At 38.1% G+C, this 12,668-nt stretch carries 12 protein-coding genes and 1 riboswitch; of the genes, 8 read left to right on the forward strand and 4 right to left on the reverse strand.

Annotated features, from left to right (window positions below):
* Positions 1-113: 113 nt before the first annotated feature.
* The gene (locus EKL99_RS14150; protein WP_126577165.1) at positions 114-3,527 is read right to left on the reverse strand and encodes a T9SS-dependent choice-of-anchor J family protein; all 3,414 of its coding nucleotides are present in this window, start codon (positions 3,525-3,527) and stop codon (positions 114-116) included.
* 465 nt (positions 3,528-3,992) lie between these two features.
* Between EKL99_RS14150 and EKL99_RS14155 the strand changes: the two genes are divergently transcribed.
* Both EKL99_RS14155 and EKL99_RS14160 read left to right on the forward strand, forming a co-directional pair.
* Positions 3,993-4,577: a pseudouridine synthase gene (locus EKL99_RS14155; RefSeq protein ID WP_126455573.1), complete on the forward strand. Its 585-nt coding sequence runs from the start codon at positions 3,993-3,995 to the stop codon at positions 4,575-4,577.
* Between the two features lie 23 nt (positions 4,578-4,600).
* A complete protein-coding gene (locus tag EKL99_RS14160; RefSeq protein ID WP_126455575.1) occupies positions 4,601-5,056 on the forward strand; it encodes a tRNA (cytidine(34)-2'-O)-methyltransferase in 456 nt (151 codons plus the stop codon).
* Here EKL99_RS14160 and EKL99_RS14165 read toward each other — a convergent pair.
* From EKL99_RS14165 to EKL99_RS14175, 3 genes are all read right to left on the reverse strand, one after another.
* Positions 5,053-5,838, reverse strand: coding sequence for an ABC transporter ATP-binding protein (locus EKL99_RS14165; RefSeq protein WP_126455577.1), 786 nt, complete (start codon positions 5,836-5,838; stop codon positions 5,053-5,055). The two genes, EKL99_RS14160 and EKL99_RS14165, sit on opposite strands and share 4 nt — an antisense overlap.
* An 80-nt stretch (positions 5,839-5,918) precedes the next feature.
* Positions 5,919-6,950 (reverse strand): iron ABC transporter permease, encoded by a 1,032-nt coding sequence (locus tag EKL99_RS14170; protein WP_126460775.1) that lies wholly within the window; start codon positions 6,948-6,950, stop codon positions 5,919-5,921.
* 1 nt (position 6,951) lies between these two features.
* A complete protein-coding gene (locus EKL99_RS14175; RefSeq protein ID WP_126556247.1) occupies positions 6,952-8,094 on the reverse strand; it encodes an ABC transporter substrate-binding protein in 1,143 nt (380 codons plus the stop codon).
* 277 nt (positions 8,095-8,371) lie between these two features.
* Between EKL99_RS14175 and EKL99_RS14740 the strand changes: the two genes are divergently transcribed.
* The 6 genes from EKL99_RS14740 (at position 8,372) to cobC (ending at position 12,347) form a co-directional block, all read left to right on the forward strand.
* Positions 8,372-8,566 (forward strand): DUF5522 domain-containing protein, encoded by a 195-nt coding sequence (locus tag EKL99_RS14740; RefSeq protein ID WP_231507453.1) that lies wholly within the window; start codon positions 8,372-8,374, stop codon positions 8,564-8,566.
* Between the two features lies 1 nt (position 8,567).
* A complete protein-coding gene (locus EKL99_RS14185) occupies positions 8,568-9,077 on the forward strand; it encodes a bifunctional adenosylcobinamide kinase/adenosylcobinamide-phosphate guanylyltransferase (RefSeq protein ID WP_126455584.1) in 510 nt (169 codons plus the stop codon).
* 3 nt (positions 9,078-9,080) lie between these two features.
* Entirely contained in the window at positions 9,081-9,248 is a 168-nt protein-coding gene (locus EKL99_RS14190) for a hypothetical protein (RefSeq protein WP_126556250.1), read from the forward strand.
* 70 nt (positions 9,249-9,318) lie between these two features.
* Positions 9,319-10,995, forward strand: coding sequence for a nicotinate-nucleotide--dimethylbenzimidazole phosphoribosyltransferase (gene cobT / locus EKL99_RS14195; protein ID WP_126556253.1), 1,677 nt, complete (start codon positions 9,319-9,321; stop codon positions 10,993-10,995).
* A gap of 66 nt (positions 10,996-11,061) precedes the next feature.
* Positions 11,062-11,838, forward strand: coding sequence for an adenosylcobinamide-GDP ribazoletransferase (locus tag EKL99_RS14200; RefSeq protein ID WP_126556256.1), 777 nt, complete (start codon positions 11,062-11,064; stop codon positions 11,836-11,838).
* Positions 11,823-12,347 carry an alpha-ribazole phosphatase gene (cobC, locus tag EKL99_RS14205; RefSeq protein WP_126556259.1) on the forward strand — a complete coding sequence of 175 codons (525 nt, stop codon included), beginning with the start codon at positions 11,823-11,825 and terminating at the stop codon, positions 12,345-12,347. The genes EKL99_RS14200 and cobC overlap by 16 nt, the downstream gene beginning before the upstream one ends.
* Positions 12,348-12,387: 40 nt before the next feature.
* Positions 12,388-12,657, forward strand: a riboswitch (cobalamin riboswitch).
* Positions 12,658-12,668 lie beyond the last annotated feature (11 nt).

Consider the following 12,668-nt stretch of genomic DNA (forward strand, 5'->3'; position numbering starts at 1 on the left):
AGCCCGATAAAATATCGAGCTCATTATTATCAAAATTAATTATAAATTTGTCTAAACTTTTGGGTGCAGTCTATTTTTGAAATCTGGCTTTTTTGAATACTGAAATTAGTCGTTTACTTTTTTACTAATTTATCTTTGAAAACTACTTTAGTACCATTGGAAAGGGTATAAATATAAATTCCTACCGGTAAATGAGCCACATCAATTCTTGTTGTGTTATCGCTGTTAAAACCTTTTAATTCAATTGGAACTCCCACCGATCTTCCTTGAATATCATAAATAGTTAGCTTCAGGTCTTTTGTGTTTCCGGAATTAATTACGATAGTAAAGGATTCTGAAGCAGGATTTGGATACGTAACTACTGTTGATTTAGTAGTCGAAATCAAATCATTAGTTGATAAGGTGGTATTCGTTTTAAGTTGGAAACGCGCAATGACCGGCCCATGATCAGAGGTGGTGTTGACATAATTAGCCACATCCAGTCTCGGGTCGTAAACTGTTGTTGAATTTGGTACATACTCTGCCATTAATTCATTTGAAATGATAATATGGTCTAAGAAACCTCCAGAAGACAGGTAGCTGAAAGCTCCCGCTTTGCTGATTTCTAAAGTCAAAGGGTTGTAACGGGCCGTATCCTCAACCATTTTTTGGTACGAGGATGGGTTACCTGCAATTACAGATTCGTCGACATCATCGTTATAATCTCCTAAGAGGATTAAATTGGCCTCTGGATAATTGACATCTAAACTGTCTTTCAACAATTCAGCGTCATATTTCCTCATATTGTATCTTGCGATATCGCTGCCACTATTTGCTCTGGCATGAATGTTAATGATTTTTATGTCTTTTTTTACACCGCCAATATTAGTTTCAATTTCAACCATTTGCGGTAAGCGACCAGAGGAATAAAAACTAGCGCTATTTCCGCCCGGGTAATTGGGTAAAGTTGCATTTCCTGCACGAATATCATCAAAAAGTTTGCTGAACAGTACTCGACTTTTTTTTACTGAGCTTGTTTGAGTATTGTAAAGAACCACTAATTTTTGAGCAGGGAAGTCAGGTGTAGGCGCATTGAAAGAATAGGACCAAGCAGGAGAAATCACTTTGGCAAAAGTTTTTCCGTTGATGCTTATTTTTTGGATTAATGTCTCTAAAGCCGCATCATCTGAAACCTCTTGTACGGCATAAACATCAGCATTCAACGTATTCATGACTTTTGCCACATTTTCAATTTGTAGCGCATCATCAGTTGGACCAAATTCAGTTCCTGTTGCACCGATTACATTGCTTCCAAAAAATTCTACGTTGTACGTTACGATGTCAAATGTTTCTGTTTTAGGTAACGAGGATCCTGATAAAGATCCAATTTCTTGATTTAACCCGGTTCCAACAGCGGTCAAACGACCTGAAATACTCAATGCTTTAGAGGAAGGGAAAAAACGTGCATAAATTATTTTTCCAGCAACTCCGTCAGCAGCTGAAACCGCTACACTGGATTGAAAATTACTGTTGTCAACAGACAACTGGTAATCAGCAGGAGCTGTAACAGTGATATCGCTATAACCACCAGCCATGAAAACAAACGACTGGCTTGTTGATGCGGTATTTGGTGCTACTTCTCCAAAATTAAAATTAGGATTTGAAGCTAAAAATGACGCTTCATTAGATATTTTCACATCATCAACAGTCCATTCGGCGCTATCCGTACCGCCGGAAGTTGCAGCCTCATATACCCAGGCCACATAAGTATGATTGGTTTTATAGGCCTCGAGATTGATATATTGCGATTGTTTGAAAGTTCCTGTAGTACTTGGAAAATCGCCTTCAAGAACCGTCCAAGTGGCTGTTTCCGGGGTGCTTTTGCCATCATAATCTACTGAGACCATTAATTTAAGCGGTGTTCCAGCGAAAAATTTACGCGAATAAAAAGACAATAATGGGAATTTATCAAAAGTGTCCAAACGTAAATTAGGAGAAATTAACCAATCTTTACTGGCACCTGTTTCTGAATATCCATTCATTTGTACAGCAGCAGGAGAACTGTTGAAACGGGTAGTTGTGCTCACCCATTTACTCTTGCCTCCTGCCACACTATATTCTGTCCAACCACTGTTTGTAAGTACATTTACATCATTAAAATTTTGAAAATAAGGATTTATTCCTGTTCCTGATAAAGACACCGTCTTTGTAGAAGCGCCAGTAGATTCATGAGTGATTTGACCTGAAAAAAGACCAGTTGTAGTAGGTGTAAATCGTACATAAACTGTAGGTGTTGTATTGTTATTGAAATCTTGGGAAGCAAAAACCAATGCCGTTTGAAAACCAGTACTTTGATTTTTAGAAATGGTAAAGTTTCCGGATGTTGTCAGGGTTACTGCTCCAGTAAGATTAAGCGCTTCAATCTGGTAGTTTATTGCCGTTGAACTGAAATTTTGCTCCACAAAATTAAAATCTAATGCAGCTTTAGTAGTCGACAAAGAGGGAACAAGAACGCTGGAAGTTGTTATGTTTAATAGATTGCTTTCAGTTTGAGTATTACCAGTTGCATCTTCAGATATAGAATATAAAACATAATCAGTGCCTAACGATAATCCCGTTATGGTTTTTACAGACTCAATCGCGGCGTCCTTAATTTCCAGGATACCGGATTGTAAAGCGGGTGCATTGGTCGCATTTGTTCCTGCTTTTATTTGTGCACCTCTTGGGGTCGCACTTCCTGAAGGCAATAGCACAAAATAGGTTTTTCCGGGCTCGTCTAGTTTAGTCGAAAAATCAAATCCATCAGAAAGAATGCTGCTTATTTTTGGATATCCCACGGCATTTACAGGAGCTGTAACATCATTTATCACACTAATGTCATCAATGGCAAATGAGGGACGGGAACCACCGCCTGAAACTTGTCTTGAAATCCATCGGATCTGAACTACGTCTTTATTGTCGCATTCTATTGGCAGTACAACTTTTATTTTTTGAATGTTTTGCCCTATTGTTCCTGAAGTTTGTCCTGTTGTACCGCTCGAATACACCGTTGGGGATAAAGTAATAAAAGCATCAGCGGTGCCCACTCTGTATTGCAGGACGAACTCGTTGATCCGCGTATTAGAAGTTCCGTTATAGGGATTACGAATCACCATGGCATCATATTCTACGGTAATTCTAGATTTACCAAGTGTTTTGAAAGCAAATCCTAAAGTTAAATCCAATGAACCGGTATTTAGAAAACCAATTTTTCCATTGTAATTATGGAAATTCCCGCTCGTTGTTGCAGCGGTACTACTGGCCACTAATGGTTTGTCTGCAACAACTGCAGCTGCGGTATTAAATGTACTTCCCGGTGCTGTACTGGCTGTCCAGCCCTGAAATCCGGCGGGATATGTAGCAGAGGCTGCATCTAAAGTTGAAAAATCCTGTAAAAAAAGTAAATATTGAGGAGCTGGCGCAGTTCCTTGGGCAAAAATAGAGGCCGTAAAGCAATAAAAAAAACTTAAAAAAGCCAGGATATGGCACAAATGGTACTTGTTTTTCATAGGTTTACGATTGAATTAGGAGTCAAAAATAACATTTCTTACGTTAACAGAATATTATAAATTCGTACTTCAGATTGTTTTTAAAGGAATTTATTATAAAAGAAAAGAGCTTCAGTAAAACCCAATTGTTCGCTTTTTTTCAATACGATGAATTCTTATTTTATCCAGTTTTATATTTCCTTCGATTTCAAAAGCTATACTTCAGAATTTATATTTTTGGGTGGATTTTAACTACTACTGCATACTTCATCTGTCAGTCGGCTTTTTCAAACCTAAAGCAGTTGTTTTTCTGCAATCTGTATTTTTAAAGTTAAGATAGCAACTTGCTGTAACAGTTCATCATTTATCCAAAGTAATTCTATTCGTTAATAAAATATTTAGTTTACACCAATAAATGTTTTCGGTTTTACTTTTTTAAACCCATTAAAAACTAAGCTATCTTTGTGCCAAAACAGAAAGTATAACATGTCTCATTCGCACTTTATCATACACAAACCATACGGCTATCTGAGCCAGTTTATTTATGAGCTCAAAAGGAAAAAGAAACTGCTGGGTGAATTGTACGATTTTCCCAAAGGAACGATGGCAATAGGACGTCTTGACGAAGATTCAGAAGGGTTATTGTTGCTGACCACGGACGGAATGATGAGCGAAATCATTAGAAGCAAAAAAGTCGACAAGGAATATTATGTACAAGTTGATGGTATTATTAATCAGGATGCCATTCAGCAATTGCAAAAAGGAGTCGAAATTGGTTTTAATGGCACTAAATACATCACTAAACCGTGTACTGCTTTTTTGATAAATGAAGTTCCCGCTTTTGGTGCCAGAGGGAAAAAAATAAGGGACGAACGCCATGGTCCAACTTCCTGGGCTTCAATTACTGTCAATGAAGGAAAGTTTCGCCAAGTACGAAAAATGACCGCAGCGGTTGGGTTTCCTACCTTGCGATTGGTTCGAGTGCGGATAGGAAATGTTTTTTTACATGATTTACAGGCGGGAGAAGTTGTGGAAGTGTCTGATTTTGCAGTCCATTCAAATGAAAAATAACAATAAAAAATACAATAGTTACAATGTTAAATATCGTTTTAGTAGAACCCGAAATACCAAATAATACCGGAAATATTGGCCGATTGTGCGTAGGAACCGAAAGCCGGTTGCATCTAATTCATCCTTTTGGTTTTGTGATCAATGATAAAAATCTAAAGCGTTCTGGACTCGATTATTGGGTGCATCTTGACGTTACCGAATATCAAAATATAGCCGAATGGAAAGTGCAGATTCCGGATTTGTCCCGCGTTTTTCTGATGAGTTCCCACTCTAAAAAATCGTATTTAGAAAATGATTTTCAAGAGGGTGACTGGTTGGTTTTTGGCAAAGAAAGCAAAGGGTTGAGTGAAGCTGTTTTAAACGAATTCCCCAATCATCTGACAATTCCTATGGCACCGCTGATCCGGAGTTTCAATATTGCTAATTCCGTGGCTTTTGTCATTGGCGAAGCAAAAAGACAAATAGGATTGCAGATTTAAGAAATAATAAACTTTCCTTTTTCAGCATCAAAAACAATATGCTCATCTTTGAACAGCGTATTGAAAGTTCCTTTCATAATCAAATTACAAGGTTGGTCCTGAACGACGGTTTCCGGAGTCATAATGATCATTTCATCACTTAATTGTATGGCCATATCAATATCATGTGTAGAAAAAAGAATGCATTTTTGAGTTTCCGCTGTAAGTTTTTTTAGGAGTTTAAACAACACCACTTTGTGTAATAAATCTAAATGAGTTGTGGGTTCATCCAGAATGATTAACGGTGTGTCTTGTGCTAAAGCCCTTGCGATCAGAACGATTTGTAACTGTCCGTCACTGATTTCGTAATGTTTTTTTGAGACCAAATGACCAATTTGTGTGAGTGCAATTGCTTGGTTAATTTTAGCAATATCAGTGTCGGTTAATTTTCCAATCCAATTGGTGTACGGTTGCCTTCCTAAAGCGATGAGTTCCCAAACGGTCAAATTACTGGGCGGTAATTTTTCAGTTAAAACGATGCTTAAATTTTGTGCCAAGGTTAACGTATCCAGCTCTTGAATATTTTTGTTATTCAGCAAAGCAGTTCCTGAAAGGGGTTTCTGAATTCCGGTTATGGTTCGTAAAAGTGTAGATTTTCCAATTCCGTTAGCGCCTATTAAGGTAATGAGTTTTCCTTTATCTAAGTTTAAGTTGAGGTTTTCGGCAATACAAATAGCCGCACTTTTAGTTTTGTAACCAATGCTCAAATTGTTTGTTGAAAGGATGTTCTTAGTGGTACTCATTTTTCTTTTTTTGGAAAATTTAAACGTCGATTATATCGATTTTAAAAACAAATATAAATATAGGCACGCAATTTTTAATATTATCCCATCATTTTTCGTTTTCGGACAATCAGCCAGATAACTATAGGCGCTCCTAGTAAGGAAGTGATGGCATTTATTGGCAATGTGATATTCGTACCTGGCATTTGGGAAATTGCATCGCAAATGAGCATTATTGCTGCTCCTAAAAGGAGGGTGCTCCAGTACAATATAGAATGGTTGCTGGTTTGAAACAGTAATTTTGCTATATGTGGCACGGCTAAACCAATGAAAGCTATAGGTCCAGCATACGCAGTAATGCTTCCCGCCAAAATACTCGTTGCAATAATGATAATCAATCGTGTTCTTTTGAAATTCAGTCCCATACTTTGGGCATAATTCTCTCCTAAAAGCAAGGCATTAAGTGGTTTTACGCTGAATAGGCTTAATAATAATCCTATAACTACGCACACTGTCAAAATCAAAATCGAGGACCAAGAAAGGTTCCCTAAAGATCCCATAGACCAGAAAGTGAATTTTTGCAATTGTTCTGCCGAGCTAAAATAGGTCAGTACGCCCACCACAGCACTTGTAAAACTACCAAACATCAAGCCTACAATCAGTATGGTCATCGTGTCCCGCAAGCGTCTGGAAATTACTAAAATGGCAAGTAGAACGATAGAACTGCCAAGGGTTGAGGCAAGGACTACTCCGTAAGACGACAGTAAAATACCACTTAGAAATGGAGGTAATAATCCCGCACCCAAAATTACAAAGGCAACTCCCAGACTCGCTCCTGAACTCAACCCTAAAACATAGGGACCAGCCAGCGGGTTTCTAAAAAGGGTTTGCATTAATAATCCGCTGATCGAAAGTCCCATTCCCACTAAAACTGCAGTGATAGCCTTAGGTAAGCGGTAGTTGATGATAATGTATTCCCAAGTTGATCTGCTGGACTGACCACCGGTTAAACTCGTGTACACCTCCCGAAAAGGAATTCGTATCGAACCCAAACTGATGTTCAGAAAAAACAAGAAAAGAAGCCCTAAAGCAAGAGCGGAAAATAAAAGGATATTTCGGTTTTTATTGGCCAACTTAGTTCAGTTTTTGTGCAAAAGTAAAAGTGTAATTTGGAAGCAATTCAGGGTGGAACATTTTGATGTAGTCTTTTAAAATCAAATCCGGTCTGCTCGGTCCTGTTTCATAATAAATGGTTCCTCCTGTTGCTCCTAATTTGCTTTCGAAAGTATAAATATTTTTGGTAGAAAAAGCGTTAAACTGACTGTAATGGGGATTGCTTTTTTCTAATTCTGACAGGTTTTTAAATGACCCGGAAGCAATCCAGTGAGTCGCATTTTTTGCTTTATACAATACCTGTTCAAAAGAAAGTGCCTGGCTTCCTGTTCCTTCCAGATTTGCCCAGAGATACGTTGCTTTTGCATCTTTCATGAATTGTGCCACCCAGCTGTTTCCCTTGGCAACAAACCATTGATCTTGATACATTGAGCCATACAATACAGTAGATTCAGGCTGTTTGTCTGCAACTAATTGTACCGCTTCCTTGTAGTCTTTTGTAATCTGGTCAAAAAGTATTTTAGCTTCTTTTTCTTTGCCAAAAAGAGCGCCATAAAGTTTGAGCCATTCTGCTTTTCCAAGAGGAGATTGTTCCATCCAGTCGCCTTGAATCATGATTTTCAATCCGCTTTTTTGTAAGTTTTCAATCATCGGGTTGTTATTGTCGATGCCAAAAGTGACAATCAGGTCAGGAGCGATATCGATGAGTTGTTCCATGTTTAGCTTTTCATTTTGCCCCACATTTTTGACGGAACCCTTGCCAATTAAACGACGGGTTTTCTCAGAAGATACGTAATCAGTATGCGGAAAACCAACTAATTTGTTTTCGGCACCAATCATTTCCAGGAAAGGAATATTGGTTGTTGAGGTAACCACAATCGTTTCTAACGGCACTTGAATTATGAGGTTTTTTTGTAAAGTATCGGGAATAACAGCTCCTTTTTCTTTTAAGATATAAGTGAAGTCTGTAGCAGCATTTGGCCATGGATTACTCACTTTTACCAGCGAGTACCCTTGATATTTGTAAATAGCCAGACCACTTGCATATTCAATTTCGTTGTTAGCGTTACTTATTTTTAGTGTTGCAGGGTTTTCGTTTTTTTTGCAACTGACGAATGATAAAAGTGCCACCGCAAAAAGGATTTTATAAAGATAAATTTTCATGATTCCATTTTCAATACTGGCAAAGGTAGGCCATTTATAAAATTTATTGTTTAATTTTTATAGTAAAAATTTCAACAAATACTATCTTTGACAAATGGATAGCCTAAAGATTAAAAACTGCTCCAGTTGTACAAAACCTTTTAACTGCGGGGACGATTTTCAAGGTAATAGCTGTTGGTGTGCTGATTTTCCTCCTGTTTTTCCTCCTTTAGATGGTGTGGATTGCCTTTGTCCCAGCTGTTTTGCTACGGCTTGTTCGATTAAAATTGAGGAGTATGTGGGCACAATAACCCCGGAAACGGCTAAAGGAAATAAAGCAGCAACTTTGCCTAAAACGGATCAGCTAATCGAAGGGATCGATTATTATATTGCACAAGGCAATTACGTTTTTAAGGCTTGGTTTCATTTAAAAAGAGGACATTGTTGTACTAATGGTTGCCGCCATTGTCCCTATGGATTTAAAAAGAAGTAGCATGATATATTTGATAACAGGTGGAGAACGCTCCGGAAAAAGTAGGTATGCTCAGGACCTGGCAATGGAACTTTCGGCCAGACCCATGTATGTGGCAACCGCCAGAAAATGGGATGGTGATTTTCAAAAGCGAATTGATCGTCACCAACAAGAACGTGACGAGCGCTGGATAAATATCGAGAAAGAAAAACAATGGAGCGAGATCGATTTTTCCGGTAAAGTAGCCGTGATTGATTGTGTGACCCTTTGGTTGACTAATTTTTTTGTAGACACTAAAAATGATGTCGCTTTATGTTTGGAACAAGCCAAAGCCGAATTTGAACAAGTGGCCAATCAGGAAAATACAACCGTTATTATTATCACTAATGAAATAGGCATGGGCGTACATGCTGAAACTCAAATTGGTAGAAAATTTACCGAATTACAAGGTTGGATGAATCAATATTTAGCTAAAAATGCGGATAAGGTGATTTTGATGATTTCTGGAATTCCAGTTACCATAAAACAATAAAAGATGAATTTTGTAAGTTCTTGGAGCGGAGGAAAAGACAGCTGTTATGCTGTGATGAGAGCTAGTCAAAACGGTTTTATTCCAAAGGGATTACTCAATATGATGAATGAAAACGGGAAAGTTTCCCGCTCACACAGATTGCCGTTGTCTGTTTTGAAGCAGCAAGCCTAAAAAATGCAGGTGGCTATTGAATCACTGTTTGTCCAAACTTTAAAAGTACTCAAAAACATCGTATTTCAAGATGAAAAACTTAGATGAAATTATAAAATCGCGCCGAGATACCCGTCATTTTACCTCGGAACCAGTCCCTGAATCTGTTATTGAAAAAGCATTACAGGCCGGTCATTATGCTCCTTCTGTTGGATTGACGGATGCTACAAAGTATTACCTCATTAAATCAGATGTCATAAAAAAATCCATAAAAAATTTATTTTTGGATTTTGATAAAAAAGCAGCGAATCAAACTGACACGGCAGTACAAAAAACGCAGTATCAAGCTTTAAAATTAGAGGCAATAGAGGAAGCACCGCTTGGATTGGTGATTTGTTATGATCGTTCGGTTTTGAATAATTTTACCATCGGCACCGTGGGAAGTAATGAAGCCATCAAATTTAGTGCGGTTTGTGCTGCGCAAAATATTTGGCTTTCCCTAACCGAACAAGGGTATTCCATGGGCTGGGTTTCTATTTTGAATTATAGTCAGTTCAAGGAATTATTGGGTTTGGGAGAAAATATGGAGCCTTTAGGGTATTTTTGTGTGGGAAAACCAGCTACTGATTACGACAACCAACCCATGTTACAGCAATTGAATTGGAAACAAAAATCAGAAAGTCCATCTGTCGAAGAAATTACGAAAGTGCATCAAAAAGATAATATTTCGGTGCCGGAATTTAAGACTGCAATTCTAGATACAATCCATTTATCTGAAGCACTGCAGTATAAAATCGATCAGAAGACCAAGCCAACAGGTTCATTGGGTGTTTTGGAAGTTTTAGCCAAACAAATTGGCGAAGTTTTTCAAACATTGGAACCAAAAATTTTAGAACCTACACTTGTTGTTTTTGCTGCAGATCACGGAATTGCTGCCCACGGTGTTAGCGCTTATCCACAAGATGTTACCAGACAAATGGTGGCTAATTTTCTGGACGGTGGAGCTGCAATAAATGTGTTTTGTAAACAAAATTCCATCAAATTAGCCATAGTTGATGCAGGAGTAAATTATGATTTTTCGATGACGAGTACTTTGATTTCGGCCAAAATTGCCAAAGGAACCCAATCGTTTCTGCAGGGTCCTGCAATGAGTCTTACCGAATTGCAGCACTGTTATACCAAGGGGAATGAAATTGTTACCGCTATTGCCAAAACGGGAAGTAATTGTATTGGTTTTGGAGAAATGGGTATTGGGAATACATCAACTGCTTCAGTTTTGATGAGTGTAATTACTGGAATTGCAATTGAAGACTGTATCGGAAAAGGAACGGGAGTTAGCGATGAAAGACTACTTCAAAAACACCGGTTACTCAAAAAAGCTATTGAGGATTATCAAGGCTCGCCAACATTAGAAGATAAGTTAGCTCATTTTGGTGGCTTTGAAATTATGCAAATGGCTTCTGGAATGCTCACGGCACATCAAAACAGAATGCTGCTTCTTGTAGATGGATTTATTTGCAGTGTGGCTTTTTTGATTGCCTATAAAAAAAATCCACTGATTCTAAAAAATGCTGTTTTCTGTCATTGTTCTGCAGAACAGGCGCATGCTAAATTATTGGATTATTTAGGTGTAAAAGCCTTGCTCCAACTTGACTTGCGCTTGGGCGAAGGAACGGGTTGTGCGGTGGCTTTTCCAATTATTCAATCGGCAGTTGCTTTTTTTAATGAAATGGCCAGTTTTGACAGTGCCGGTGTGAGTACAAAATAATAATTTTTTCAGTCCAAATTCATAAATAGAGCACTAAAAACGACATAAAATCCAGATTGCATTCACATGAAAAAAGAACTACACATATTTTTTACCGCATTGATGTTTTACACCCGAATTCCCTGTCCTAAAAACATCGATCATAACTCGGATTATTTAAACAAGGCATCTCGTTATTTTCCTTTAATTGGTTGGATTGTAGGTACTATTAGTTTTATAGTCTATGATGTATCGGTTGGTGTTTTTACCCCTGAAATAGCGATTGTTCTCTCGATGATTGCTGGAATCCTTACTACCGGTGCTTTTCATGAAGATGGTTTTGCTGATGTTTGTGATGGTTTTGGTGGGGGTTGGACCAAAGAAAAAATCTTGGTGATAATGAAAGACAGTGCCATTGGAGCTTATGGCGCCATAGGTTTGGTACTGCTGTTTTTATTGAAGTTTCAGGCTGTTTCGGAGGTGCTTAGTCCTTCTTCAGCAAAGAATTTATTGTTATTTGTTGCAGCACATTCCGTGAGTCGTCTGGCAGCCATTTCTATTGTTTTTACGCATCAGTATTCCCGTGAAGATGCTTCGAGTAAAAGCAAGCCCATTGCGCAAAGTTATTCCTGGCGTGAGGTGATTGGGGCGTTCTTTTTTGGGTTGTTACCGCTTATTGTTTTGTCTTTTTTTCATTGGCAAATGCTGTTGGTGTTAGTGCCGGTTTTTATCACCCGCTTTTTTCTGGCTCGTTATTTTCATAAATGGATAGACGGCTATACGGGGGACTGTCTTGGTGCAACACAGCAAGTTTGTGAAATTATATTCTACTTATCTTCTATTGCTTTATGGAAGTTTATTTAGTACGCCATACCGAAACCGTTTGTGAAAAAGGAATTTGCTACGGACAAGCTGATGTGGCATTGTTGGAACCTTATGAACAACAATTTGAAGCCATAAAAGCACAAATTCCTGCTGAAAGTATCGTGTACTCTAGTCCGTTGAATCGGTGCGTGGAGTTGGCAAACTTCCTATCATCAACAAAAATACAAATGGACTCCCGGTTAATGGAAATGAATTTTGGTGATTGGGAATTAAAAAATTGGGATAGCATTCCTGTTATCGATTTGACCCCTTGGATGAATGATTTCGTTCATGTTCGTGTGCCAAACGGGGAGTCTTTTACAGACCTCCATGATAGAGTTAGCGATTTTTTAGATCATGAACTTCCTAAAAAGACCATTAAACCTATTGTGATCGTGACCCATGCCGGAGTGATTCGAAGTATTTTGTGTAAAATTACAAAGTTGCCACTACGAGATGCGTTTCAAAATAAAGTGAACTTTGGAGCGGTGATTAAAATTGAAATATAAAATTGAGAATAGTGTAGGATAATAACGTAATATAATTTTATCTTTGCCGCCGTAATGAGGTTGCTGTTTTTTTTTTCAAACCAGCATTAAAAGGGAATCAGGTAAGCGATTACAGATTTCAGTATTCAGATTAGAGAGTTTACATCCTAAATCAAGAATCCTAAATCAAGAATCAAAAATCCTGGGCTGTACCCGCAACTGTAAGCTATAAAGCTTGTTGTTATCTACAAAACCACTGTTCGTCTTTGCGAATGGGAAGGTAAACAACAAGACGCGAGCCAGGAGACCTGCCTGTTACATCGAGTATCAAACTTTCGGGAA

The sequence above is a fragment of the Flavobacterium sp. ZB4P23 genome, assembly GCF_003970375.1.
Taxonomy (GTDB): Bacteria; Bacteroidota; Bacteroidia; order Flavobacteriales; family Flavobacteriaceae; genus Flavobacterium.